This window comes from Silvibacterium sp., from assembly GCF_047605705.1.
Taxonomy (GTDB): Bacteria; Acidobacteriota; Terriglobia; order Terriglobales; family Acidobacteriaceae; genus Silvibacterium.
The window spans coordinates 1-26335 of the sequence record NZ_JASGFD010000015.1 but is presented as its reverse complement, the minus strand read 5'-3'; the positions used below and the strand labels follow the sequence as shown (position 1 = coordinate 26335).

Sequence of the window (26335 nt, the reverse complement as noted above, 5' to 3'; positions counted from 1 at the left end):
GCTTCAGCGCAGGTCATGCAGGAGCGCTGTGAACGCCTGCACCAGTCGCGCATTCTCAGCTTCGGTGCGCACCGCGATGCGCAGATGTCCGCGCTCCAGCGCCTCATAGTTGGCGCAGTCGCGAAGAACGATGCGGTGCTCGCGGATCATGCGCTCCCAGAATGCCTGTGCATCGATCGAGTCCGGAAGGCGCAGCAGCAGGTAGTTCGCGGCTGCCGGATAGAACGGAATCCTCGACGCGGCCAACATCTGCTCCAGCCCCTGCCGCCGATCGAAATTCAGCGCGAGTGTGCGTTGCGCGTACGCTTCATCCTGCACCGCACAGGCCGCGGCCAGCGAGGCAAGCGTAGTGACAGACCAGGGCGCAATCGCTTCCTGCATGCGGCTGCGCATCTCGACCGAAGCCAGCGCGTAGGCGACGCGCAGCCCGGCCATGCCGAAGAACTTCGTCACCGAGCGAAAGATGATGAGCTTCGGGAAGCGCTCGACTTCGGCGGAGAGCGTAGCTTCGGGCGCGTAGTCGATGAAGGCCTCGTCGAGAAAGACAAAGAGGTCGCGTCGCGCCGCCTCTTCCACGATCTCGAGCAGCGCTTCACGTGACGTGAGCACGCCTGAAGGATTCTGCGGATTCGCCAGCAGGATGGCATCGCAATCCTGCTCAAAGAGGGCGGCAGAATCGATGCGAAAGCTTTCCGCGCTGCTCAAAGCGTGCGGCACAACGGTCACCCCTGCGCGTTCTAAAGTCCGGCGATATTCGACGAACGCGGGCATCGGCACCAGGCAACGCCTCACAGGCAACACGCGCAGCGCCGCATCGAGCAGTGACACAAAGCCGTTCGATGCCGCGACATTCTCCGCGCGCACACCGGCGTAGCGCGCGAGCGACTCCCGTAATGCAAGCTCTTCCAGGTCCGGATAGTCCATCAGCGTCGACGGGGCTTCGAGCGCATGCAGGAGCGCTGCTTTCACCGCAGAAGGCGGGCCTTCGGGATTGATGTTCGCGCTGAAATCAAGCAGCTCCGACGCAGACACGCCGAAGCGTGCGGCGATCGCGCGGAGCTGGCCTCCGTGGAGTGGCGTAGTCTTCATCCGCGCGTCCTTCGCGGGCGCAACGCGAAGCCGAGGAGCACTGCGGCTCCGAGTCCCAGGAGCGCTGCAGCAGAGACGATGCGCACGGCCGCGCGTGCATCCTGCGGCCCAGGCGCGCGGAACTCACCGCCCATCGGCTCCGCCGCGATGAATTCTCCGGCATAGAAATTGCCGCCGCCCAGCCGCACGCCCAGCGCACCGGCCATTGCGCTTTCGGGCTGGCCGGCATTTGGGCTCTTATGGCGATGGCCGTCACGCAGCCAGATGCGCCATGCCCCCTCAGCATCCGCCTTCCTCAGCCGCGACGCGCCGATCACGGCCAGCGCCGTCATGCGTGCGGGAAGGAAGTTCGCTACATCATCGAGACGCGCAGCAGCCTTGCCAAAGTAGAAATAGCGCTCGTCCGCGTGGCCGATCATCGAATCGAGCGTGTTGACCGCCTTGTACGCCATGGCTAGCGGCACGCCGCCGAGCGCCATGTAAAAGAGCGGAGCCATCACCCCGTCCGACGCGCTCTCCGCAACAGTCTCGATCACCGCGCGGCTGATCTCGCACGCATCGAGCTGCGCGGTATCGCGTCCCACGATGCGTGCAAGGCGCGTGCGCGCATACGACAGATCGCTCGCATCGAGCGCAGCCAGCACCTGCGAGGCTTCGTCATGAAGGTTGCGCGCGGCGAGGCAGGTCCATCCCAGACCGATCTCGGCAAGCACGCCGAGTTGCTTCGAGCAGCGATAGGCTGCGGCGAGCGCGAGCCTGGTGAGCAGATAGCTTGAGCCCACGACTGCTGCAGTCAGCATCGCACCAGCAAGCAACTCTTCTCTATCACTCTGCTTCGGCCTGCGCAGCAGCGCTTCGCCCCGCGTAATCGCCGTACCCATCAGCCGCACGGGATGAGGAAACCATTCCGGATCGCCCGCAGCCTGGTCCGCGAGATAGGCTACGGGCAGCAGCAGCTCCGCGTTCATCGCGCAGCCCCGTCTGCATGTGCGGGCGCGTAGGCCAATCCAGCCCAGGCGAAGATGCTTGCCATATCAAGCGAATTCCGCACTGTTTCCGCAAGCCGATCAAACGACTCCTGCCGCTTCCGGCTCCACGCGTGAAAATTATCCACCGGCGCAAGCTGCGCATGGACACGGGCCGCAGCCAGAAAGGCATGGCGAAATGCATCCTCGTCGAAAAGTCCATGCAGATACGTGCCTGCAACGCGCCGATCCGCGCTGATGCAGCCGTCGATCACAGCTTCCGATGAGTCATGCGACTGGCGCAGCAGCTGTGCAAAGGGCTCAGCATCTCCGATATAGGTCGTCTCGCCAACGTGAATCTCGTATCCACGCAGAGGAACATCCCGCACCGGCTGTCCGAAGAGCGATCCTACCGCGAGCATTCCTGTTGCGATGCGCGTGATCTTCTCCGCGCGCATCGTCGTGCGGATCGGCAGCAAACTCAGCCCGGGAACATCGCCATGGCTTTCCACCCCTTCCGGGTCGCTGATCTGCGCGCCGAGCATCTGCATGCCTCCGCAGATGCCGACCACAATCCCGGCATGCGCGAGCACCGCCTGCTCTATGCCTGCATTGCGCATCCACAGCAGGTCGTCGACGGTTTGCTTGCTGCCCGGCAGGATGACGACATCGGCCTCGCGCAGCTCTTCCGCCTTGCGGCAGAAGCGCACGGCCACCGAAGGCTCGGCCAGCAGCGCGTCGAAGTCGGTGAAGTTCGAGAGCGAGGGGAAGGCGACGATCGCGATGCGCAGCGGCCTGCGCGGCCCGGCGATTGTCCATCGCGCCTGGTGCTCTGCATTGGCCGCAGGCAATCCGAGACTGTCTTCTTCCTCGAGCGCAAGCCCGTCGAGATGCGGCACCACGCCGAGGCATGGCTTGCCGAGCCGCTCTTCGATCATGCGAATGCCGGGCGCGAGCAGTGCGACATCGCCGCGAAATTTGTTGATGATGAAGCCGCGAATGCGTTCGCGCTCGTGCGGCTCCAGCAGTTCGACCGTACCGAGCAGCGAGGCGAAGACGCCGCCGCGATCGATGTCGCCGACGAGCAGGCACGCCGCGTCGGCCATCTCCGCCATGCGCATGTTCACGATGTCGTGCTGCTTCAGGTTGATCTCGGCGGGCGAGCCCGCACCCTCGAGCACGATCACATCGTTCGCTGCGGCCAGCGCTTCATAACTCTCACGCACGCGCGGCAGCAGCTCGTCCACGCGGCGCAGATGATATTCCGCTGCCGAAAGCCGGCCCCAGATTTTTCCGTGCACGATCACCTGCGAAGTCATGTTGCCCGAAGGCTTCAGCAGGATCGGATTCATATGCACGGACGGCGCAATGCCCGCAGCCTCAGCCTGCAGCGCCTGCGCACGGCCGATCTCCAGACCCTCGGGCGTTGCGGCGGAATTCAGCGACATATTCTGCGACTTGAAGGGCGCCACGCGATAGCCTTGCTGCGCGAAGATGCGGCACAGCGCGGCGGTGAGCAGCGACTTGCCCACATGCGACGACGTGCCCAGCACCATGATGGCGCGAGCTGTCATCGCGCGGGCTCCGCTGCGTAGCGATCGTAGGAGACGACCGCATCGAGGCCGACGCGCTTCTCCCAACCGAAGCGCTCAAGCTCGGGCTCGCTCGCGAACTGATCGACATAGCCCAGGCAGAGATAAGCGACGAGCGTGAGGTGATCGGGAATGTGCAGCAGTTCGCAGATGGGCGCTGGATCGAGAATGCTGACCCAGCCCACGCCCACGCCCTCACTGCGCGCGGCCAGCCACAGATTCTGGATGGCGCAGACCGAAGAGTAGAGCGCGGTCTCCGGCATCGTCTGCCGCCCGAGGCCGTGTCCGCGTGCGCTATCCGCATCGCAGAGCACGCAGAGGTTCTGCGGCGCTTCGAGAATGCCTTCGAGCTTGAGCCCCGAATAAAGCTTCGCGCGTCCGTCGTCGTAGCTCGCAGCGGCCTTGCGGTTCGCGGCCTCAAAGACTCCATGCACGGCCCTGCGCGTTGCAAGATCGCGCACGACGATGAAGCGCGAAGGCTGCATGAATCCCACCGAAGGCGCGCTGTGTGCAGCCGCGAGCAGGCGCTGCAGCAGGTCATCTTCCAGCGGCCTGTCGACGAAGCCGCGGCGCACGTCGCGACGTTCGTGGATGGCGCGATAGATGGCCGAGCGCTCGGCCTCACTGAATTTCAAATCGGGTTTCAAGTCGGATTTCGGATTCAAGGCCTTCGTCACCACGCCCGCGAGAACTTTGGCCCACCGTGGCTGTCTTCGCGGAGGCGGCTGTTCACGCCCGCGTTGTGTTCGATGAGGCGGCCGAAGAGCCAGATCACATCGGAGAGGCGATTGAGATAGGCGAGGACCTCAGGCTGCACCTCTTCGCCCGTCTCGACGAAGCGGACCGCGCAGCGCTCGGCGCGGCGGCAGACGGTGCGCGCGACTTCATACGCAGCCGATTCGGTGTGCCCGCCGGGCAACGACCAGTCAGCGAGGATGCCTTCGACGGCCTCGATCTTGTGTACGAGATCGGTGAGCTTGTCCACATCTTCAGTGGTGATGACGGGCGGCTTCTTGCGGCTCTCAGGCGGTGTAGCCAGCGCGGAGCCCACGCGGAAGAGCGTGCGCTGAATCTCCTCGGTCCACGTCGCGATCTCCTTGTTCTGGCAGATGCTGCGCGCAAAGCCGAGATGCGAATTCAGCTCATCCACTGTGCCGTAAGCCTCGACGCGCAGATGCGCCTTCGAGACCCGGATGCCGCCGGCGAGGCCTGTCTGGCCGCCGTCTCCACGTTTGGTTGCGATGCTCATCGTGCTTCTCCTTCGAGGGTATAGGTTTCTTCTATCGTGATGCGAATGGTCTTGACCAGCGGCCGGCGCGGATAGCGGAGGACCAGCGCGTCGTCGAGAAAGTCGAGCACGCGCGGAGGCCTCGCTGAGAGCAGCGTATCCTCGGCAAAGAACCACGGGCGCACCGCCCCTAGCTCTTCGAGCGTTTTCGCGTGGACGATGACGGCCGGTAGATGAAAGACTCCCGCGCGCAGGCAGGAGTAGGCGCGGTGATAGCCGTCGCGCAGGAACCAGCGCCCGCGATACTCCGCTACCTCAAAGAACGGGCTGCCAGTATGCACGGCCACAGGGCTCGCGACGTCGCCGGTGATGCGGACCTGCATGTTCGGGTTTTCGGAACGCAGCACCAGGGCACCGTCTTCATGCTGCACATCGCAATGAACTTCCTTTGGCCGCGCAAAGCACAGGTCTATCAGCGCGGCCCAGTCGTCAGCGGCGGGGAGTTTCGGCTCGGCGAGTGCGGGGTCGAGTGTGATGCGGCGCTGAAAGGCAAGGAGCTGCCGCAAGTCGACCACACCGAGCGACCATGTAAGCCCGGCTACTTCGGCGAGAAGATCGGAGCGTGTTTCCTGCTGCGCGAAGCTGGTCTGCAAGGCGTCGGTCTTCTCTGGATCCAGCGCAGAGGCTGCATCGAACGGCGCTCGCCGGGCAAGCGCGGCGCGGGCGGCATCCACATCGCCGCTGTATGCGGCTGCGCGGTACTCATCCTCATCGAGCCCCCACGCCGCCAGCTCTCGCACCTGCATCAATGTCCTGCTCATACCAGTTTTCCTGCCTCGCAGCGGAAGAAACCGCAATACTGCCGCGTGCGCTCCCACGCTTCCTGCTCGCTCACTCCGCACAGCGACTGCAACACCACGCGCATGACGCCCGCATGTGTCACCACCGCGGCCGGCTTTTCTGCCTGCGATGCGAACAGCTCCTTCACCACGCGCAAAATCCTCGACTGAAAGGCATCGAAGCGCTCACCACCCGGCGCAGGCAGATGCGGAAACTCCGCCGTCCATCGCTGCGCATACTCTGCATCACGATCTTCGATCTCCGCCCAGCTCAACGCTTCCCACTCTCCAAACGATATCTCGCGCAGCTCCGGTAGAGTGACCGGTCCTATGCCAAAGGCTTTGCCGATCGCATTCGCCGTGGTTCGCGCTCGCAAAAGATCGCTCGTGTAGATCGCATCGATACGTTCACCTTCGAGCGTCTGCAACAGCTTCTCAATCTGCGCGAGTCCTTTCGCATGGACAGGCGGATCGGCATGCCCGCAGAAGCGTCCGGCGAGATCGGTCTCGGCGTGGCGGATGAAGAGCAGTGCCATGGCTAGACCCACACTCCGCAGAGATACACCACGATCTCGGTAAGCTGATTGGTCGCGCCAAAGCAATCGCCGGTGATGCCGCCGATGCGCCTGCGGTAATAGAGCGCGGTGGCGAGCGTCACGAGGACACTTGCGAGCAGCGGCGCCAGCGCATGCCAGCGCAGCAGCGCGGCCACGATGACGAGGCTGAGCACGCTGCCGATGAGGAGGCTGCTCGATGTCGTCAGCCGCGCGATGCGCGCACCCTGCCCGTCCACATGACCTTCGCTGCGATTGCGCGCGGGTGGCAGCGCGAAGCTGAGCGGCAGCGTGCTCCAGCGGCTCAGCACGGGTGCGGCCATCAGGTAGGCGCCGGCTTCCGCCTGTGGGAGCGAGGCGATGAGCAGCACGCGGGCCAGCACACTGAGCACCAGCGCCACCGCGCCGTAGGTGCCGATGCGGCTGTCGCGCATGATGGCCAGCACCTTCTCTCGATCCCATCCGCCGCCGAAGCCATCCGCAGCGTCCGAGAGACCATCCTCATGGAGACAGCCAGTGAGGACAATCGTGAACAGGACAACCATCAGCGCCACTGCCAGCGCGGGCAGGTGCGGCGTGAGCAGGCGATAGATGGCGGTACTGCCGAGGCCAATCAGCAGCCCAACCAACGGAAAGAACTTCACGGCGCGTGCCAGCGAATCCTGCTCGTAGGGCGCCGTGGGCACCGGGAGACGAGTGAGGAACTGCACAGCGGCGAGCAGGTCGAACCATATTCGCAAAGGTTGCGCGCGCCGAGGCTGCGCCGGAGGATTCACGGAGTGGCTCCGCTGATGCCCGCCGAGGTGAAGGTCGCCATGCGGAGGTAGAGCGCGAGCGCCGACTCAATGATCGGCATGGCCAGCACCGCGCCTGTTCCTTCGCCTAGGCGCATGCCGAGCGAGAGCACCGGCGCGAGGCCAAGATAGTCGAGCAGGATGCTGTGCCCGGGCTCCTCCGAGCAATGGCCCGCGATGCAATAGCCGAGCGCATCGGGCGCAATGCCCACGGCCACGGCAGCGGCAGCCGTGGCGATGAAGCCATCGAGCACCATGACCATGCGATGTCGCGCGGCGGCCAGCACCACGCCCGCCATTGCCGCGATCTCAAGACCGCCAAGGCGGCGCAGAATCTCGAAGGGCGCAATCGCAGCGGGCGAAGGGCAATGCTTCGCGACCGCTTCTTCCACCACGCGCACCTTATTCGCATAGGTTGCGGAGTTCGCGCCGGTGCCGCGACCCGTTGCACGCGCCGCATCCACGCCGGTGAGCGCGCAGGTGATGGCGCTGGCCGCCGTGGTGTTGCCGATGCCCATCTCTCCGGTCGCGATCAGATTGCAGCCCTCGGCCGCAGCTTCGCTCGCCAGACGATAGCCCACGCGCAGCGCTGCAAGTACTTCTTCGCGGCTCATTGCGGGCTCATGCAACAGGTTGCGCGTGCCGCGTGCCACCTTGTGATGGAGCAGGCTGGGCGCCATGCCAACGCCGGTACCGAAGTCCGTATCCACACCAATATCGACCACGTGCAGCGCCACATCATGCTGCTGCGTGAGCACACTGATACCCGCGCCTCCGGCGAGGATGTTGTGCACCATCTGCACCGTGACCTCGCGCGGATAGGCGCTCACGCCGGAGGCCGTCACGCCGTGGTCCGCGGCGAAGACGAAGATCGCCTTGCGCACGGGCTCACCCATGCGCTCGCCGCGAATGGCCGCGACTTGCGCGGCCATGTCCTCGAGGCGTCCCAGGCTTCCCAGGGGTTTGGTCAGGGTATCGAGATGCTGCCGCGCCTTGCCACGCCATGCTTCACTCGGCGCAACAATGCCGTGCAACAGCTCGCTTACTTCAGACTCCATGAAGACCCTCCAAAGTTGAACGAAATGCCGGAGCGGAAGGTGAGCGGAAGCGCCGGATAGCCGAAAGCTTCAAAGTAATGCTCGCTCAGCAGGTTCTGAATGTCAGTGTAGACATTCACGCGGTGCGACAGCTGGTATCCGCCGCCAAGCTCCAGGCGCTGGTAGGCGCCGAGCAGGTTGTGGTTCGGCAGCAGCAGGCTGGTGCCGAAGTTCGCGTCGTAGAGGAAGTCGCTGTCATCGCGGCGCCCCACCAGCGTGCCGGTGAACGTGGCGTAGAACTTCTTCTGCGTGTAGTTGAGCGCGAAGTAGCCGGTCTGCGGCGCGATGCGGAAGGGCCGCGCGCCCACCAGCGGCGACTCCGCGCCGATGGGAATGGTGCTGAAGTTCGACGAGGTGTTGTAGCTGGGCGAGAGGTTATCGCTCGAGAAGGAGTGCTGCACCACGGCATCGGTGTAGGTATAACCGCCGCGCGCGAAAAGATGCGAGCCGAGCTGATACTGCAGCTCGATCTCCGCGCCCTGCGCACGATAGGCCAGCGAGTTGATGTACGCGCCGCCGTACTCGAAAGTCGGCAGGTCGGCGGCGGGAACACCCAGCTCGATGAGCCCGGCCTGATCCACATATTCCACACCGTTGGTGAACTCATTGTGGAAATAGGTGAGGCCAAGCACGCCGCGGCCGCGGAGGAACGTCTGGTCCACACCGGCGTCATAGGTGCGCGAATCCTCCGCGCCGAGCGGCGTCACGCGGTACTCGGAGATGAGCTGCGCGCCATCCGTGAGCGGCGCGAGCAGCCCGTAGAGCGAGTTGCTCTGGTCATAGACGCTCGGCTCCTTGATGCCCTTGCCGAAGCTGCCGTGCAGCTTGGTGCCGTTGAAGAAGCCGCGATCCGAAGGCCGCACCAGGTAGTAGGCGAGCGAGGCGCGTGGCGTCGCCGCGAAGCCGAAGAGTCCGTTGTCTTCCAGGCCCGTGCCCAGGTTCCAGAAGAGGCGGTTCTGCACATCGCCCGAGAGCTGCAACGTATAGCTATAGTTGTCGCGGCTGATGGTGCTCGCGGTCTCGCCGGTATATCCGGCCGCGCCGTATTCGTGCTCGTACTTGAAGGCGCCGAGCGCGAGGAAGTGCGGCGTCACGCTGTAGTCGCTCTGCACATAGGCGAAGTCGCGGCTCGAAGGCGAGAGGTACTGCGAGTAGGTGTCGCTGTACTGGAAGATGGCCTGCCCGTGCACGGAGTAGCCGTTCGCGCCGGTGATGGTCTCGGGCGCGCCCAGCCAGTAACCGATCTCGGGATCGTAAATGCCGGTTGCGCCGTAGTCGTTGTATTCGGAGTTCTGCCGCAGGCCGCCATACCGCAGCATGTTATGCCACTTGTCGGTGGCCTGGTTGTTCCAGGTCACGCCGTAGTAGTTGTCCTGCTCTTTCTGCTGGCCGACGTCGGGAATCCCGTAGAGCGCGATGGCATTCGGCTGGCCCGCGGAGACGATCACGTGGCGCACGGTGAAGCGCAGATCGTTCGCCGCGTTCGGCGTCCATCCGAAGTTGCCCGCATACGTCGCGTTGTGGAATTCGCTGTTGGGGATGTTGTTGTCCGTGTCCATGCGCGCGAAGGCCGAGTACGCGTCGAAGTGCTTATACGCCTCGCCAGCGGTCACGTTGTTGCGATAGGTGCCGAAGTTGCCCGCGTCGCCATCGTAGGTGAAGTAGGGCAGTCCGGTGGCGCCGCGCGGCGTGGTCATGCTCACCACACCGGCCAGCGCATCCGATCCATAGAGCGCGCTGTTGGGCTCACGCAGCACCTCGATGGACGCAATGCCCGTGCTTGCGAGGTTCGCGAACTCCACGCCGCCGCCGATGGAGTTGGCCGGGATGCCGTCGATGAGCACCTTGTTTGCATCCGACCCGCCGCCGCGGATGTAGAGCGCGGTGGTGCCGCCCATCTCGCCGGTCTGCGTCATCTGCAGGCCTGGCACCGTGCGCAGCGGCTGCTGCACCTCGGTGTCGTAGCGGAAGTCGTCGGAGGGCATCACCGTGACGGCGGTGCCCGTCTGCGCCTCGGGCGTGGGCGAGCCGGTCGAAGTTACGGTGACCTGCTGCGTGAGCGTGGGCGTGGCCAGCGTCACGTTCAGCTCGTCTTCTTCGGATGCGGTGAGATACACCGTCTGGCTGCTGGCTGCCTGGAAGGATGGCGCGGCCGCGCGCACACTGTAACGGCCAGAGGCCGGGATGGCGAAGTGATAAGCGCCGCTGCGGTCGCTGCGCGTGCTTGCGACCACGCGATCGTTCTCGACGAGACTTACGGAAGCATCGGCCACGGCCGCGCCCAGAGGATCGACTACTGTTCCGTGAATATCACCGGACTTCTGCGCAGAAAGCTGCGACACCGGGAAAAGAAGAAGCGCGGCACCACCAACGGCAGACCATCGACGTACAGAAAAAGACATATTTCCCCCTCGGGTTCGTGCAACAGCCGGGCCGGTCTCCTGACTCGCGCGTCTTCAAGTGCGTGCTGCCTTCCCGGAGCATCGCTCCAGTGGCGTTCCACCTGCCTGCACCACTCTCTGCGCTCACAGTTACGGGGTAGTGGCGGATTTGCACCGCGCTTCCCGACACCCTGCTGATCGTTCGGTTATGAGTGAATGAACTCCCTGCATCGAGACGAGCCGCAATCGGCTCGCGCGATGCAGGACGCTAAGAAAGTGTGCCCTTCAGCGCCAGCGGCAGCCCCGCGACCATCAGTACAACATGGTCCGCGATGGCCGCGACGCGCTGGTTGATCTCGCCGAGCAGGTCGCGATAGCGCCGCCCCAGCTCGAAGGCCGGAACCACGCCGCTGCCTACCTCGTTCGAGACCAGCACCACCGGGCAGGGCGCTGCCTTCAGCGCATCGCAGAGACCCGCGACCGCCTGCATCTGCGATGCAGGGTCACCGCTGTAGGCGTCGAGCAGCTTGCCCGCATATAAGGTCAGGCAGTCGACCACCAGCAGGTCGCAGTCCTCGACCGATGCGATCGCCTCAGCCAGATGCAGCGATTCTTCGATGGTCTTCCAGTGCGCCGGGCGCTCGGCCTGGTGGCGCTCGATCTTGCGGCGCATCTCATCGTCCTCGCGCCGCTCGGCGGTCGCGAGAAAGGTCACGCGGTCGGCCCTGAAGGCGATCTCCAGGGCATGGCGGCTCTTGCCGCTGCGCACCCCGCCCAGAACGAGGGTTACGCGCGCATGTGTGCTTGCAGGCATGCAAAGCTCTCCGGCGTCCGTAACGGCGAACGCGCACAGGCATAGGGGGAATGGACAATAGATCCGCTGCCACGCGACCAGGAAAGCGATCCCGCGTTCATGCTCTTCAACTCTCCCATCGAAGTTGAATCAGCCCGGACTGGCATCTGGCCGGTCTCCTGACTCACGCCTCACCAAGATCGAACGGCCTTCCCAGGACCAAGCCCAGTGGCGCAAATTGCCGACCTCTCCGCGTTCACAGTTACGGGGTAGTGGCGGATTCGCACCGCCTTCCCGAACACCAGATGCTTGAACGATACCGCCCGGCTGAATGAAAATCAACGTTCTGTGAAAATGGAGCCGCGCCCCTGTGAGAAACCTCACGCGGCTGCTTCATAAAACGCCAACATGGCTGTGCGATAGATAAAGGTATGCATACTCGACGGGACTTTTTGAAGTTTGCGGCACTGGCCACCGGCGCGGCCGGCGTGGCGGGCATTGCGCCGGAGTCGATCCAGCGCGCATACGCGATTGAACCGGCGCCCGGCTCCACCTGGCGCGATGCCGAGCACATCGTCATCCTGATGCAGGAGAACCGCTCCTTCGATCATGCATTCGGCACCCTGCGCGGCGTGCGCGGCTACAACGATCCCCGCGCCCTGCGGCTGGCCAACGGCAACTCCGTCTTTGTGCAGACCGAGGCCACCGGCGACTCCTACGCGCCGTGGCGGCTCGATATCCGCGACACGCGCGTCACCTGGATGGGCTCGCTGCCGCACTCGCGCGAGAGCCAGGTGGATGCGTGGAACGAGGGCCATCACGATGGCTGGCTCGATGCCAAGCGCTCCGGCGAGAAAGACTACGCGCCCCTGCCGCTGACCATGGGCCACTACACGCGCGAAGACCTGCCCTTCTACTACGCGTTGGCCGATGCCTTTACCGTCTGCGATCAGAACTACTGCTCGGTGATGACCAGCACCTCGCCGAACCGCAGCTACTTCTGGACAGGTACGATTCGCCCCGAGCAACGCGCCGACGCGGGCGTGCACATCCGCAACGAGCAGCTCGACTACGGCGGCCTTACCTGGAAGACCTTCCCCGAGCGGCTGAGCGAGGCGGGCATCCGCTGGAAGTCCTATCAGAACGACCTCGCGCGCTCACCGATGAGCGGCGAAGAAGAGTCGTGGCTCTCGAACTTCGGCGACAACATTCTCGAAAGCTTCAACGCCTATAACGTCGATGCGTATCCCGGCTTCATTCCCGCGGGCAAGCGCTGGCTCGCGGAGTTCACGCCCTACGCCGACAAGCTCAAGGCCGGCATTGCCGCCACCAGCGATCCCAATGCCAAGGCGGCGATGCAGAAGCAGCTGGCCGTGGTGCAGGCGCAGCTCGACGCGCTCAGTGCCGCGGTTGCGAACGGCGGCGAAGCCAAATACAACCAGCTCACCGAAGAGCAGAAGGCTCTGTTCCATGCGGCCTTCGTCACCAATGCCGGCGATCCCGATTACCGCACGCTGGACACGCTCCCCTTCAAGTTCGAAGGGCAGGACAAGAACATCCAGGTGCCGAAGGGCGATGTCCTCCACCAGTTCCGCAAGGACGTGAACGAGGGCAAGCTGCCGACCGTCTCCTGGCTCACTGCCTCCGAGCGCTTCTCCGACCATCCCAGCTCGCCGTGGTACGGCGCCTGGTATATCTCCGAGGTGATGGACATCCTCACCAAAAATCCCGAGGTCTGGAAGAAGACGATCTTCATCCTCACCTACGACGAGAACGACGGCTACTTCGACCACGCCCCGTCCTATGTCGCGGCCGATCCGAAGCGCCCCGAGACCGGCGGCGCGTCGGAGGGCATCGACACCAGCCTCGAATATGTCTATCGCGAGGACGAGCTGCGCATGGGCGTGGATCCGAACGATGCGCGCACCGGCCCCATCGGCATGGGTTACCGCGTGCCGATGGTCATCGCGTCGCCGTGGAGCCGCGGCGGCTATGTGAACTCGCAGCTCTTCGACCACACCTCGACGCTGATGTTCCTCGAGCGCTTCGTGCAGGAGAAGTACGGCAAGACACCGCGCGAGGAGAACATCAGCAGCTGGCGCCGCGCCATCGCAGGCGACCTGACATCGACCTTCCGCCCGCACGATCCGAAGGAGGCGCACCTCGATTTCGTCAATCGCGACACGTTCGTGGTGAGCATCGCGCAGGCGCGCTATCGCGAAGTGCCATCGGGGTACACGAAGCTCACCGCGCAGCAGATCGATCAGATCAATCACGCGCCGCATGACTCCGCGTTGCTGCCGCAGCAGGAGAAGGGCGTGCGCCCATCCTGCGCGCTGCCTTACGAGCTGCATGCGGACTTCACCCTGAGCGCCGATGGCACGCACTGCGAAGTGGCGCTGAGCGCGAAGCAGGCCAGCGCACCGTTCAATATCTATCTGCGCAACCTGAGCGACAGGAGCGCAGGCACGGCGAAGAACGGCATGCGCGCGGCCACCTACGCCGTGAAGGCAGGCGACACGCTCACCGTGCCCTACGCGCTCGATCTCTTCGCCGACGGCCGCTATGCGATCGAGGTCTCCGGACCGAACGGCTTCTACCGGTCGGTCACCGGAGAGGCAAAGACGCCGCAGATCGAAGCGCACCTGGGCTATGAGCAGAAGGACGGCAGGCCGACCAGCAACGCCGTCATGCACCTGCGCAACCCCTCCGGAGCATCTGTAAGCGTGACGGTTACAGACAACGCCTATAAGGCGAAGCCCGTGACGAAGAGCGTCGCGCCTTCGCAGCAAATCTCCGTCGTACTGCCGCTTGAGCAGAGCCACGGCTGGTACGACCTTACCGTGACGGCGAACGGCACCGAGGCAGCCCGCTTCGCAGGTCGCGTGGAGACAGGCAAGGCGAGCATCAGCGATCCCGCGATGGGCGGCATCGCTTAGGGCGTCGCAATACTGAGGGTGGAGGGTAGGTGCATTTCCCACCCTCCCGCAATCGCTGTCATTCCGACCGGAGCGTCCGCAGGACGCGGAGTGGAGGAACCTGCAGTTCTTCGCTCATGCAGGAAGAAACGCAGGTCCCTCCACTCCGCTGCGCTTCGGTCGGGAGGACAGAGTTTTGTTGATGCGGAAACGAAACAGGGTGCCCCGTCCAGGCTCCGCTTGGGGGAAGGCACAAAAAATCAGGGTGCCCCACGTCTCGACTTTGAGACGTGGGAAGGCACGAACCCCTCCGTGTCGAATCGGGTACGCTTGTCCCCCGCTCAAGCCAACACCGGGCTTGAGTGGCCACCCGCATTCTCGCTCACTTCTGTTTCTGTCATTCCAACCGGCACGCGCAGGCCATAAGCAAACCCAGTCGGCCATAACGTATTCTCCAATTGCCCGGCAGCGCTTCCTACGCTATGGTGGGCCATGCGAATCCCTTTTGGAGGTCTCCGATGAGTCAGCCAGGCGCAGAGCGAAAGTCTCTGCCGATCCTTCCCCTGCTCGGCATCGCCGCCCTGGCCGCGGTCATTGCGCTGGGCTTTGCGTACACCGCCGGATGGCTCTCACCCTCGCGGCTGACGCCGCAGAAGCTGGTGGGCGTGCTGGCGCCGCCGGGCGGACCTGCGCTCGGCCATCGCCGCAACCACGCCAAGGGCATCTGTTTTACCGGCACCTTCAACGCCAACGGCGCGGGCTCCGAGCTTTCGACGGCGCAGGTCTTCACCACGGGACAGTACCCGGTGGTAGGCCGCTTCAACCTCGCGGGCAGCGATCCGCACATGCCCGATGCCATGGCGCAGGTGCGCGGCCTCGGCATCCGCATCACCACGCCAAATGGGCAGGAGTGGCGCTCGGCGATGATTGACGCGCCTTTCTTCGCCGCGCCCACGCCGACCGCCTTCTTCCAGTTCGTCAGCGCCGCCGGGAGCAAGGACCCGAACGCGATGAAGCAGTACATCGCCGCACATCCGGAGATCCTCAACTTCATTGGCTGGGTCAAGACGCATCCGCGCACCGAGAGCTGGACGGAGACCCGCTTCAACGGCCTCAATTCCTTCCTCTTTGTCGATGCCTCGGGCACGAAACATGCCGTCCGCTGGTCGCTCGTCCCCTCGGCTGCGCCCGTCGCTCTCTCGGCCGATGAGCTGGCCAAGCGCGGCCCCGATTTCCTGCAGGACGACATCAAGCAGCGTGTCGCCTCCGGCCCGCAGCACTGGGAGCTGGTGGTGCAGCTCGCCAACCCCGGCGACCCCACCTCGGACCCGACAAAGGCGTGGCCTGAGGATCGCCGCACCGTGGACGTCGGCACCCTGACCGTCAACCAGATCGAAGAAGAGGCCGACGGCCCGTGCCGCGACATCAACTACGATCCCTCGGTTCTGCCCGCAGGCATCACCACATCCGACGACGGCTTCCCGGCCGCGCGCTCGGCGGCCTATCGCGTCTCCTATGACCGCCGCATGGCCGAAGAGAAGCAGTATCCCCACACCGCATCCGGCAGCGCTTCAGGAGGCCAGCAATGAGTGATCCCAAACGGTTCGCTGCGCCGCAGCGCTTCCTTCACTGGTTCATGGCGATCTGCATCCTCGCCATGCTGTTCATCGGTGTCGGCATGGTGTCGACGATCGCGCCGAAATACTTAACACTGGTACAGATCCACAAGCCGCTCGGCATCGCCATCCTGGTGCTCGCGATCATCCGCCTCGCCATGCGCTTCGGCTATGGCTCGCCCGCGCTGCCGGCCGATATGCCCACACCGATGCGCCTCGCCGCCGACCTCTCGCAGTATGTCCTCTACGCGCTGATGCTCGGCATGCCGCTGATCGGCTGGGGCATGCTGTCGGCCTCGTCGCACCCGGTCATCCTCTTCGGCGGCGTGCACCTGTTCCCCATCCTGCCCGTAAATGCGGACCTCTATGCATTCCTGCGGCAGGCGCACACCTTCCTCGCCTTCGCCTTCTTCGCGGTGATCCTCATGCATATGTCCGCGCTGCTCTTCCACAAGTTCGTCCGGAAGGATGGCGTCTTCGAGACGATGGCTCCCGTACTTACCAGCCACCAGATAGAAGAGCTGAACGCGAAGAAATCCTAAGCTGTATCGACAGAGTGTGAATGCCTGCCTTTTGCAGGATTTTTTAGAAGAAGCTTGTCATTCCGACCGAAGCGAGACAGTTTTCCTGTCTCGCGCAGTATAGGAACCTGCAGTTTGTCCGGCCTATCCGAAGATGTGCTGAAGCCGGCCGCCTCACTGCGGGTTCCTCCACTGCGCTCCCTGTGGTCGCTTCGGTCGGAATGACAGTTTCGAATTTAGAAACAAAGCAGCCAATCGAATATGTCGACATGACCTAAGTCTTCATTTCTCGGCTCTACGCATCACTTCGCTTTCTTGCTACATTGGCAGCAATGGATTCCTCCCTTGCTGCCCGCACTCTTGCCGTACTTATCCCGGCATGGAGACCGACCGAGGCGCTGGAGCAATTAGTCGAGGAACTGCGAAAGCAGGGATCGTTCCAGATACTCGTGATCGATGACGGCAGCGGCAGCGCCTATCAGCCCATCTTCGATCGCCTCGCTGCATCCGGCGTCGCAGTCCGCAGACACGCCGTCAACCTCGGCAAGGGCCGTGCGCTCAAGACCGGCTTCAACACGCTGCTCACAGATTTCCCTGGATGCATCGGCGTGGTCACAGCCGATGCCGATGGACAACACACGCCGCACGATATCGCCCGCGTCGCCCGCGCACTCGAAGCCTCCACCGCCAACGATGGAAAGCGCGCCGTGCTGGGCGTGCGCAGCCTCAATGCGAATGTGGACGCGAATGCCGATGCAAACGTCCCGCTGCGGAGCAGATTCGGCAACACTCTCACCCGCCATGTCTTCGCCTTCATCGTAGGCGTCCGCATCACCGATACGCAGACCGGCCTTCGCGGCCTGCCCCTCGCGCTGCTGCCATCCCTGCTTACCCTGCCCGGCGAGAGATACGAATATGAAATGACCATGCTCGCGCACTTATGCCGCAGCGGAAAACCGCCGCAGGAGATACCCATCGAAACGGTCTATCTCGACCGGAACCGCGGCTCGCACTTCAACCCTGTGCGCGACTCCATGCGTATCTACTTCGTACTGGTGCGGTTTTATATTTCCTCGCTGCTTGCATCGGCGCTCGATCTCCTGCTCTTCTATCTCGCGTACACTGCCACGGGCTCGCTGCTGCTCTCCATCCTGCTGGGACGAGTCAGCTCGCTGCTGAACTTCGAGCTCAACCGCCGCTTCGTCTTCCGCAACCGCGCCTCGCGCCCCGCGTCGCTGGGCGCCTCGCTCTGGCGGTACTACGCGCTGGCCTCGGGCGTGATCCTGCTCAGCTACGGCGTAATCAGCCTGCTCGTATACCGGCTCCACTGGAACGCTCTGCTGGCGAAGCTCTGTGTCGACTCCTGCCTCTCGCTTGCCACTTTCTCGGTGCAGCGCCTCTTCGTCTTCGGCTCGGAGGCGTAGGGTGTATCGCCATATTCGGAGCAGAGCACGCACGTGGCTCACGGTCCTTCTTCCTGCGATCACAGGCCTGTGTCTGCTCTTCGAACTCATTAGCCTGCGCATCGGCCTGCTCGACGCGTTCTTTTACGACAGCACGCACGCGCACGTGCAGGGCATCGACTACTTCTCCCTGCCGCGAGCTTTTCTCAATCTCGAGAGCGGCAGAAGCGCTTACGACACCTTCTCGCTTGCCTCGTATGGCCCGGCCGCGACCTGGTACCTCAGCCATCCCGCGCTGGCCGTGTGGTGCGGCAGCCTTCTGAGCCTGCTCTCGCCCTGGACCGGTTATGGTGCGTTCGTCCTTCTTTCCATCCTGCTGATGGCCGCCGCGGCGTTCATTGCCGCACGGGAATCCACCGATCCGCTGCTTCGGCGGGCGCTCTGGATGCTCTTCCTCTGCGGCTTTCCCACGTACTGGATGCTCTATGTCGGCAATCCGCAGGCCTTCCTCGTCCTCGCTCTCACGCTGATCGTCTGCGGTGTGCTGCGCATCGCCAGAGGCAGGCAGGGCGCGTGGGAGATCGGCATCGGGCTGCTGCTCTCGTTCTTCTCGAAGCCTGTCGTCCTGCTGATGCTTCCGCTTCTTCTGCTGTTGCGCGAGACACGGCGCGCGGCTGCGATCGCCACTGCGATCTATGCCGGTATCTCCGGGCTGTTCGAGTTGCTGCCCGCGCTCAATCCGCAGGCGCTGCCGCTCGCGCGGCTGGCGTGGCTGGCCGTGCATCCCGGATGGGTGCGCACGCACATGAATATCTACGCGAATGGATTTCAGCTGACACCCGAGATGCTCGACAATAGCGTGCACTGGTTCAACCTGGTGGCGCAGTCCAGCTATCGCCTGAACCATGTCGACGTCCTGTCGCTGCCGCTCTTTCTCGACACGCTCTTCGGAGTTAGCACACCCGAATTTGTTTACTGGCTGCCGAATCTGCTGGTGATCGCCATGAGCGTGCTTGCGGCACGCCGCAGTACGGGTCGCGAAGAGCGGATGCAGCTGGCGCTGCTCGTCGTGTGCGCCTGCGCCACGGCCTACTTCCTCAGTTACCCCACTATCTGGGAGTACCAGTACACCGCGACGTATCCCGTGGCCGCCGCGCTGTGCCTGCTGCCGCGAAGCTTCTATCCCGCACTGTGGATGAAGAAGCTCGCGCTCGGCCTCTCCGCCTGCTTCTGGCTGCCGAGCTTTTTCGTCTTCCTGCCCCGCAACGCCGCCATCACGCCTGCGCAGATGGAGTGGATCCGCGCAGACCGCGTGATCCCCGCATTGCTTCTCTTCGCGCTCATGATCGTTCTCTTTGCGAGGAAGCTGCGCGAGGGCAAGCGTCGCGTAGAGCTTACCGGCCCTCAGCCCAGGCAAGATCATTCTTCGCCAGCTGCGAATCCGGGCTCCACGCCACTGCCTTCCTGAACCACGAGACCGCTTCCTCGGGAGAATGCTTCAGCATCAGCGCCGTTCCCATGTTGATCGCGGCGTCCGGATCTTTCGGATCGATGGCGAAGGCTCCGTGCAACGCGACGATCGCATCGTCATAGCGCCCAAGGTGGATGAGATACGCGCTCTTCTGAATGAAGAATTGTCCATCGCGCGCGGCCTGCGGCGTGCGCTCCAGGGCGACGAGGGACGCCTGCTCGGCAGCAGACTCCTGCATCGCCCACGCGAGGTTGTTCCGCGCACGCTGGAAGCCGGGCGAGAGCGCGATCGCACGCCGGCACTCCAGGATCGCGTTTCCCAGGTCGCGCACCTCTACATGCGCCACGCACAGATTGTTCCACACCGGCGCATTCCCGGGCTCTTCCCGCACCAGCGCCTCGAGGATCGCCAACGCGCGGCCCGGCGCATGCGCCTGCAGATAGGCCATCGAAAGATTCAGGCGATTCTCCGGTGACGGGTCACGCCGCGCCGCATCTTCATACTGCCGGACTGCATCCCCGGGCGCGCTCACTACCGCAGGCGATGCAGGAGCCTCGGCGATGCGCTCGCTCCGCGCATGACTCCCCACCAGGAACACGATGGGCACTGCCAGCAGGAGGCACACCGCCGTGACGAGAACCGCCGTGCGAGGCCGGAAGCCGGTATCTTGACGTGAAGATATCTCCATGGCGGATGGCCTGCTCAGCGCGGCGTCGTATCGCCGCGTCCGGCGGCGGCTTCCTGCTTCTGCTGCAGAGACCATGCCAGGTTATTCTTCGCGATCTGCAGATCCGGCTTGATCGCGAGCGCCCTGCGCGAAGCATCGATCGCATCGTCCCAGCGATGCAGCGCCTCATCCCCGGCGGCGATGTTGTTCCATGCCTCCGCCGACGAAGGATTCATGCGAAGCGCGGCGCGCGCCGCGGCGATGCTCTCCTCGAAGCGCCCCTCGCGGTTCAGCTGGAGCGAGCGGTTGATCCACGCATCCACACTCGCCGGCTGGCCTGCCGTGGGCTGCGTCCCCAGCGTGAGCGAGTGGTTCCGGTACGCCTGCAGGTTGTTGGCCGCAATCTGCAGCTTCGGATCGAGCCGAAGCGCCTGCTGCTCTTCGGCAACCGCCGCATCCCAGTGCCCCAGCGACGCCTCGGCCGCACCGATGTTGTTGTGCGCGCTGGCAAGCCCGGGGCGAAGCACGAGCGCCCTGCGCGCTGCCGCCTCCGACTCCACGTACCTGCCCGCGCGATAAAGGTTCAGCGAAGCGTTCATCCAGAAACCGGCGTCCTGCGGCAGGTTCGCATTCTGCGGCGCGGCGTGCGGCCCCAGCGCCTGCGCGAGCAGATCTCTCTGAAAGGTGCGCGCGGGGTTCAGCGCGATGGCCTGCCTTTCCTGCGCGGCCGCCTCCTCGAAGCGCCCCTGCTCGATGAGCCATCGGCCATAGAAGGCATGCGTGGAGTCATCGGCCGGAGCCAGCGTGAGCGCGTGCTGGAATGCCTGCTCCGCCACGGCCTGCCTGCCCAGCAGCCCGTTCACCACGCCGAGGTTGATAAACAGCGACGGATAGTTGGGCGTGTACTGGAGCGCTTCGGTGAACTCGCGGTCGGCTCCCTGGGCATCTCCGCGCGCCATCAGCGCCAGCCCGTAGTTCATATGTCCGCGTCCGTTGTGCGGGCACTTCTGCACATCGTCCAGCCAGAGCGACTCCTCGCTCTTCCACACGGCGTTGCGCGTGTGCGTGCCCCAGGCATAACAGGCCAGCAGCAGCACCGACGCAACGACCGGCACGCGCAGCAGCGAGGGCGATAGAGCCCGCTCCCGCAGCCAGCCATACCCAAGCCTGAGAGCCCACACCACCGCAAGGATCAGCCCCACAAAGGAGAAGAATATGCGGTGATCGTTCTCCACCTCCGACAGCGGATAGAGCGACGTCGGCAGCTGCGTGATGAGAAACCACAGCAGGCCGTATGCAATGGGATAGAGGCGGCGATGGCGGCAGCAGGCGGCAATCACGGCAATCAGCAGCGCGAGGAAGAGAAAGCCCAGCAGCACCGGAGCAGCCAGGTGATCGTAGGCTCGCAAATCCGTATCGACATTCAGGTGGAAAGGAAAGAAGAGCGTGGTGCAGTAGCGCAGCCATACATACGGCTGCGTGATGCGGTAGGCATAGGCCGAATCGACCGAGCCGACAAACGACTTCGGCGTCATGCGGGACTGCAGCATCATGAGCCCGGCTGTAACCGCCAGCGCCGGGAGCGATTGCCGCAGGCTGCGCAGCCACCGGCGCGACGCACTGCCTTCCGACTCGAAGAAGTAGATCCACAGCATCAGCAGCAGGGGAAACACGGCCGCGGGCGGCTTCGAGAACAGGGCCAGCACCAGCGGCAGCAGGTATACGCCGGTCCAGCGGCCCTTCGGCCATGCGATCCACACCGCCAGGGCCGCGACGCACCCCGTCGTGACATAGAGGTCTCCGCGCTGGATGACATAGTTGACCGTCTCGGCCATGGCGGGATGCAGCCCGAACCACATCGCCGCGCCGAGCGCCAGCAACTCCGTCGACACAGATAAGGACGCATCCTTATCTATGTCGGCGGCAATCATTGCCCTTCGATAGACAACGCATAACAACCAGATAAGGACAAGATAGGTAACCAGAGTAGACAGGTGGAACCACACGGGCCGGTAACCATGACCCAGTGCATAGTCGAGAGATAGCGACGCAGATACGATCGGGCGATAGGTCCGATTCGCGGGAAGCACGCTGAACGTCGACGCGTCGCGAAAGAATTGCGGGATATTGTGCAGGCTGCGAATCGACGGATTATCTACCACCGTGTGGAAATCATCGAAGTGGAAGCCGTTCTGCCATGCATTGGCGTAGGCCAGCAGCAGCGCAAGCAGCGCGGCGCCGCGCCATAACCAGAGTCTCGCCTTCATCGGCCATGCTCCCTAGGCGAATTCTGCCGCGGTGAAATCACGAGTGATATCACAATCGTGCTGCGCAAGAAAAATGCATCTCCAAAGGTAACTTTTCCAGAGCACGACATCGACATATAAGGTTAGACTGTGTCTGCACTTACGGAAGCATGAGTAATGCATTGCCATACTAGCTAAGACATGGAGAGTAAAACAACTCTCTTCCATGACATAGCGTGCTGCGCTTTTTCTGTTCTCTTACCCCGCTCGGCGTGTTTGCCGTGATCCTGTAGATTGCCTTGGAGTCCCCGTGAACGTTGGATCGGCTGTCGCCCGACTTATCTCTCTGCGCGCGTTAATCGTATCCGGGCTGATTGGGTTTGCGTCTCTTGCAGCGCATGCCTCGGACCTGCCCGTCGCAGCCGATGCCCACGTAAGCGCATCCCGCGCATCGACGAATTATGGCTATCTGTCGAACCTCTACGTCGGCAACGGCTACACGACGCTGATCCGCTTCGACCTCTCGAATCTTCCCTCCGGCATCACCGCCTCGCAGGTCTCCGCGGCCAAGGTCACCTTCTTTGTGAACCGCGTCTTCACCGCGGGCACGGTGAATGTCGCCGCCGTCTCCGGAACTTGGACGGAGTCGGGCCTCACCTACAGCAACCTGCCCGCCATCGCTTCGACGCCGGTGAACAGCTTCACCACGACCACCGCCGGCACTTACATCACGGTCGACCTCACCTCGCTGGTGCAGTCGTGGATCACCACCCCCGCGAGCAACTACGGCATCGCGCTCAGCTCCTCGGGAGCGAGCATCGTTCTCGACTCGAAGGAAAATGACCAGACCGGCCACGCCGCCGATCTCGACGTCACCATCACCTCGATGGGCGCAACCGGCGCGACCGGGGCAACCGGTGCGATTGGTCCGCAGGGCATTCAAGGGATACAAGGGCTACAAGGGATCCAGGGGATTCAGGGCGCGGTAGGGCCGACAGGACCCGCGGGCATTCAGGGCGCGACCGGAGCGACCGGTGCTGTGGGTGTAACCGGCGCCACCGGAGCAGCGGGCGCTACGGGAGCCACAGGCCTTACAGGTGTCACCGGAGCGACCGGTGCTGCAGGTGCGACGGGTGCTACCGGCTCGACCGGCGCAGCGGCAGGCGGTATCTATAACACGGCCATCGATTACGTACCCGGCTCCGTCGTCGAATACAACAACTCCACGTACCTGGCGATCACAAACAATGGTCCCAGCACGACCACGGTCGTCCCCGGCAGCAACTCCGCCTACTGGGTACAGAGCAGCGGCACCGCCGGAGCCACCGGCGCGACGGGCGCCACGGGCGCAACCGGGGCCGTGGGCGCGCAAGGTATTCAGGGCGCACAGGGAAGCACCGGCGCCACGGGGACCGCAGGCACGGCAGGCGCTACGGGAGCTACCGGCTCCACGGGCGCCACCGGCGCGGCCGGAGCAAACGGAGCAACTGGCGCAACCGGAACCATCGGCGCAGTGACGAACTACCAGAGCTCGACGGTCTACTCCTACGGTTCGGTGGTTTACTGCCCGTCATCCGGATTCTGCGAGACCAGCGACCAGGGCTCGAGCTACATCTACATCAACGCCACACCCACTTCCGGCAACGATCCGAGCAACACCACCTACTGGCAGGAGATCGCTTCTGCCGGCGGCATCGGCGCCACCGGCCCGCAAGGATCCCAGGGTCTGCAGGGCGCGGCCGGCGCAGCGGGTGCCACCGGCGCGACGGGCGCGACTGGCTCCGCCTTCGCTTCCGGAATCCCGCTCTACTATGGCTCCCGCGTCACGAGCACGGCCAACACGTCCTTCATGGCCCCCAACTCCTCTTACTACGGACTCTCGGCCACGCCTCTGCCGTTGGGAGCAGTGTGGGTGCCTACGGCCTGCACGGCCACGATGACGGTCACCGGCGACCTGAATGCAACACCGATCTACCTCTATACCGCTTCCTTCTCAGGCACCACCGGCTCGCTCGGAACAGAGCTCGCGGCGTGTACGACATTCAGCGATGGCAGCTGCTCCGCCTCGGCTGCTGTGAGCGCCAACCAGTTCATCACCGTCGAGATGGCCAAGGACGCCACTTCCGCCCAGACCCTGGGCTGGTCGTTCCAGTGTCAGTAGTCAATGCCCATAGGTCCGCTGCGGAGCCCGGCCGGCGCGCTCTGAGCCGCCGGCCGGCTCTACGACGGTAGACACAACCGCTCTTCCGAACCGAATACGAGAAAGGGTAGGAGTCATGGAAACGTATCTAGGTTTGATCCTGCTTTGGCCGATGAACTTCGCTCCGTATGGATGGGCTTTCTGCCAGGGACAGACCCTCAGCATCGCCCAGAACGCAGCACTGTTCTCTCTGCTCGGAACCACGTATGGCGGAGACGGCGTCTCCAACTTCCAGCTGCCCAATCTCCAGAGCCGCGTTCCCGTCGGAGTCGGACAGGGCATCGGCCTCAGCAACTACGTGATCGGCCAGCAGGACGGCGACGAAAGCATCACCTTGAATGTCACGACGCTTCCCGCTCACACCCACACGCTGACGGCGGGCCAGGGCGCGGTCACACTCCAGGCCGGAAACGGCACCGGATCGACGAACGATCCGACGAACAACTACATCGTGAACGCCAGCGACGGCGCGGGCACGGATTACCTGAACTACGCCCCGGCCGCCAGCGCCGGAACCCTCGCTGCCCTTGCCACCGGCCAAGTGAATCTATCCGGGGTCCAGCTCTCCTCCACCGGCGGAAGCCTTCCGCACAGCAATATCCAGCCTTACCTCGCGCTGAACTACATCATCGCCCTGCAAGGCATCTTCCCCACTCGCGGTTAACGGACACGATGACGCCCTCCCCTGACATGCTCACATGGCGTACCGCATCCCACTCTGACGAGGAGATGCTGTACGCCCTGTTCGCTGCCGAAAAGCGGCTGGAACTCGCTCCCCTCGCGCTCTCCGAGGAGCAGTCCGGCGCCCTCATCCGCATGCAGTTCGAGGCCAGGGAGAGAGCCTACGCCAGTCAGTTTCCAGGCTCGCTGAACATGATCCTGACACGCTCTGACGGCACCGTCGTCGGACGCCATCTGGTACACCGCGGCGCGGACGGCTATCGCTCCGTCGACCTCGCCGTGCTCGCGGAGCATCGCAACAGCGGCATTGGAAGCTGGGCGCTGCGCAGCCTGCAGCAGCTCGCGAAGGTCGAACGGCTGCCGATCGAGCTCAGCGTCTCGAAGCAGAATCGCGCCGCGCGGCTCTATCAACGGCTGGGCTTCCAGAAGCAGCCGTCGAATGAAGTCTTCTGGGAGATGCGCTGGGAGCCGGAGTCCCTCCAGCCCGCGCAGCCCGCAGCCGCGCCGCACGACATCTTCGGTATGACACACGGCGCCTTCGACCGCGACGGCGTGATCATCTCCATCGCCATGTTTCTCGAGGACCTGGGATTGACCGTCGAGTTTGCTCCCGTCTCCGCGCGCAGCACGCTGCCGGGCATTGCCATCGTCGCTAACGGCATCCGCGTGGACCGCGAGACGCTGCTCTATCCCGGCGACCTGCTTCATGAAGCCGGCCACCTTGCCGTGATGACGCCCGAAGAGCGCTCGGACCCGGACAGCAACCCCACCGATCCCGCGTCCGAGATGGGCGCCATCGCTTGGAGCGCGGCCGCGGCCCTGCATCTCGGCATTCCGCTCGAAGTCGTCCTCCACGACCAGGGCTACAAGGGCATGGCCCCGCAGCTGCGCGCTGACGTCGCAACCGGCCGCATCGCCGGAGTGCCCTATCTCGGCTGGCTCGGGCTCACCACGCTGACGACTCCCACCACGAAGACCATCTACCCGCAGATGCTGGGTTGGCTTCGCACCTCCGAGGCCATGGCATGAAGCGTACCCCTGCCGCTATTCGCACCGCGACCTTCGCGGCATGCTTTGCAGGCGCACTGACGCTGCATGCGCAGGGCATCCTGCAGGTCACGCCGGGTCGCGTCACCGGCACCGTCGCCGGGCAGACGGCGACCCTCGGCTACTCCGGCGACAGCGGCGCTGCCACCGACGCGACCCTCGCCCATCCCGGCGCTGTCGCCTATGACGCCGGTGGACTTCGCGATCTCGCGGACGACGTGGTTGTTGGTGTC

General features: G+C 64.1%; 22 protein-coding genes and 2 riboswitches. Of the genes, 9 read left to right on the top strand and 13 right to left on the bottom strand.

The annotated features are described in order from the left end of the window. Positions 1-3 precede the first annotated feature (3 nt). The 11 genes from QM649_RS07525 to cobU form a co-directional block, all read right to left on the bottom strand. Positions 4-1089 carry a pyridoxal phosphate-dependent aminotransferase gene (locus QM649_RS07525; protein ID WP_415198410.1) on the bottom strand — a complete coding sequence of 362 codons (1086 nt, stop codon included), beginning with the start codon at positions 1087-1089 and terminating at the stop codon, positions 4-6. Continuing rightward, positions 1086-2057: an adenosylcobinamide-phosphate synthase CbiB gene (gene cbiB / locus QM649_RS07520; protein ID WP_415198409.1), complete on the bottom strand. Its 972-nt coding sequence runs from the start codon at positions 2055-2057 to the stop codon at positions 1086-1088. The genes QM649_RS07525 and cbiB overlap by 4 nt, the downstream gene beginning before the upstream one ends. After that, a complete protein-coding gene (locus QM649_RS07515) occupies positions 2054-3628 on the bottom strand; it encodes a cobyric acid synthase (RefSeq protein WP_415198408.1) in 1575 nt (524 codons plus the stop codon). Before QM649_RS07515 ends, cbiB begins: the two co-directional genes overlap by 4 nt. Continuing rightward, on the bottom strand, positions 3625-4281 hold the full coding sequence (bluB, locus tag QM649_RS07510; protein ID WP_415198407.1) for a 5,6-dimethylbenzimidazole synthase: 657 nt from the start codon (positions 4279-4281) through the stop codon (positions 3625-3627). Before bluB ends, QM649_RS07515 begins: the two co-directional genes overlap by 4 nt. Positions 4282-4319: 38 nt before the next feature. Continuing rightward, on the bottom strand, positions 4320-4895 hold the full coding sequence (locus tag QM649_RS07505; protein ID WP_415198406.1) for a cob(I)yrinic acid a,c-diamide adenosyltransferase: 576 nt from the start codon (positions 4893-4895) through the stop codon (positions 4320-4322). After that, positions 4892-5695 (bottom strand): hypothetical protein, encoded by an 804-nt coding sequence (locus QM649_RS07500; protein WP_415198405.1) that lies wholly within the window; start codon positions 5693-5695, stop codon positions 4892-4894. The genes QM649_RS07505 and QM649_RS07500 overlap by 4 nt, the downstream gene beginning before the upstream one ends. After that, positions 5692-6249 (bottom strand): histidine phosphatase family protein, encoded by a 558-nt coding sequence (locus tag QM649_RS07495; protein ID WP_415198404.1) that lies wholly within the window; start codon positions 6247-6249, stop codon positions 5692-5694. Before QM649_RS07495 ends, QM649_RS07500 begins: the two co-directional genes overlap by 4 nt. A 2-nt stretch (positions 6250-6251) precedes the next feature. Next, positions 6252-7007, bottom strand: coding sequence for an adenosylcobinamide-GDP ribazoletransferase (gene cobS, locus QM649_RS07490; RefSeq protein ID WP_415198403.1), 756 nt, complete (start codon positions 7005-7007; stop codon positions 6252-6254). A 32-nt stretch (positions 7008-7039) separates the two neighbouring features. Further along, on the bottom strand, positions 7040-8119 hold the full coding sequence (gene cobT / locus QM649_RS07485) for a nicotinate-nucleotide--dimethylbenzimidazole phosphoribosyltransferase (protein ID WP_415198402.1): 1080 nt from the start codon (positions 8117-8119) through the stop codon (positions 7040-7042). Then, a complete protein-coding gene (locus tag QM649_RS07480; RefSeq protein ID WP_415198401.1) occupies positions 8104-10560 on the bottom strand; it encodes a TonB-dependent receptor in 2457 nt (818 codons plus the stop codon). The genes cobT and QM649_RS07480 overlap by 16 nt, the downstream gene beginning before the upstream one ends. Positions 10561-10571: 11 nt before the next feature. Further along, a riboswitch (cobalamin riboswitch) is annotated at positions 10572-10748 on the bottom strand. A gap of 59 nt (positions 10749-10807) precedes the next feature. Beyond that, complete coding sequence (gene cobU / locus QM649_RS07475) at positions 10808-11353, bottom strand: bifunctional adenosylcobinamide kinase/adenosylcobinamide-phosphate guanylyltransferase (protein WP_415198400.1); 546 nt, start codon at positions 11351-11353, stop codon at positions 10808-10810. A gap of 130 nt (positions 11354-11483) precedes the next feature. Continuing rightward, positions 11484-11653: riboswitch (cobalamin riboswitch) on the bottom strand. Positions 11654-11763: 110 nt separating this feature from the next. Between cobU and QM649_RS07470 the strand changes: the two genes are divergently transcribed. From QM649_RS07470 to QM649_RS07450, 5 genes are all read left to right on the top strand, one after another. Then, positions 11764-14271, top strand: a complete 2508-nt coding sequence (locus QM649_RS07470) for a phosphocholine-specific phospholipase C (RefSeq protein WP_415198399.1) — start codon at positions 11764-11766, stop codon at positions 14269-14271. Positions 14272-14768: 497 nt separating this feature from the next. Further along, positions 14769-15839 (top strand): catalase family peroxidase, encoded by a 1071-nt coding sequence (locus tag QM649_RS07465; protein WP_415198398.1) that lies wholly within the window; start codon positions 14769-14771, stop codon positions 15837-15839. Then, positions 15836-16408 carry a cytochrome b gene (locus QM649_RS07460; RefSeq protein ID WP_415198397.1) on the top strand — a complete coding sequence of 191 codons (573 nt, stop codon included), beginning with the start codon at positions 15836-15838 and terminating at the stop codon, positions 16406-16408. The genes QM649_RS07465 and QM649_RS07460 overlap by 4 nt, the downstream gene beginning before the upstream one ends. 311 nt (positions 16409-16719) lie before the next feature. Continuing rightward, the gene (locus QM649_RS07455) at positions 16720-17811 is read left to right on the top strand and encodes a glycosyltransferase (protein WP_415198396.1); all 1092 of its coding nucleotides are present in this window, start codon (positions 16720-16722) and stop codon (positions 17809-17811) included. A gap of 1 nt (position 17812) precedes the next feature. After that, complete coding sequence (locus QM649_RS07450; RefSeq protein WP_415198395.1) at positions 17813-19258, top strand: hypothetical protein; 1446 nt, start codon at positions 17813-17815, stop codon at positions 19256-19258. Here QM649_RS07450 and QM649_RS07445 read toward each other — a convergent pair. Beyond that, complete coding sequence (locus QM649_RS07445) at positions 19185-19949, bottom strand: tetratricopeptide repeat protein (RefSeq protein WP_415198394.1); 765 nt, start codon at positions 19947-19949, stop codon at positions 19185-19187. The genes QM649_RS07450 and QM649_RS07445 overlap by 74 nt on opposite strands. Positions 19950-19963: 14 nt before the next feature. Then, positions 19964-22195, bottom strand: a complete 2232-nt coding sequence (locus tag QM649_RS07440) for a tetratricopeptide repeat protein (RefSeq protein ID WP_415198393.1) — start codon at positions 22193-22195, stop codon at positions 19964-19966. Positions 22196-22484: 289 nt separating this feature from the next. On the opposite strand from QM649_RS07440, the gene QM649_RS07435 reads away from it, so the two are divergent. From QM649_RS07435 to QM649_RS07420, 4 genes are all read left to right on the top strand, one after another. Further along, positions 22485-24335 carry a DNRLRE domain-containing protein gene (locus QM649_RS07435; RefSeq protein ID WP_415198392.1) on the top strand — a complete coding sequence of 617 codons (1851 nt, stop codon included), beginning with the start codon at positions 22485-22487 and terminating at the stop codon, positions 24333-24335. Between the two features lie 115 nt (positions 24336-24450). After that, entirely contained in the window at positions 24451-25038 is a 588-nt protein-coding gene (locus QM649_RS07430) for a phage tail protein (RefSeq protein ID WP_415198391.1), read from the top strand. 65 nt (positions 25039-25103) lie between these two features. Beyond that, on the top strand, positions 25104-26084 hold the full coding sequence (locus tag QM649_RS07425; RefSeq protein WP_415198390.1) for a GNAT family N-acetyltransferase: 981 nt from the start codon (positions 25104-25106) through the stop codon (positions 26082-26084). Continuing rightward, on the top strand, positions 26081-26335 hold a 255-nt coding region (locus QM649_RS07420), incomplete at its 3' end, for a hypothetical protein (protein WP_415198389.1). The genes QM649_RS07425 and QM649_RS07420, both read left to right, overlap by 4 nt.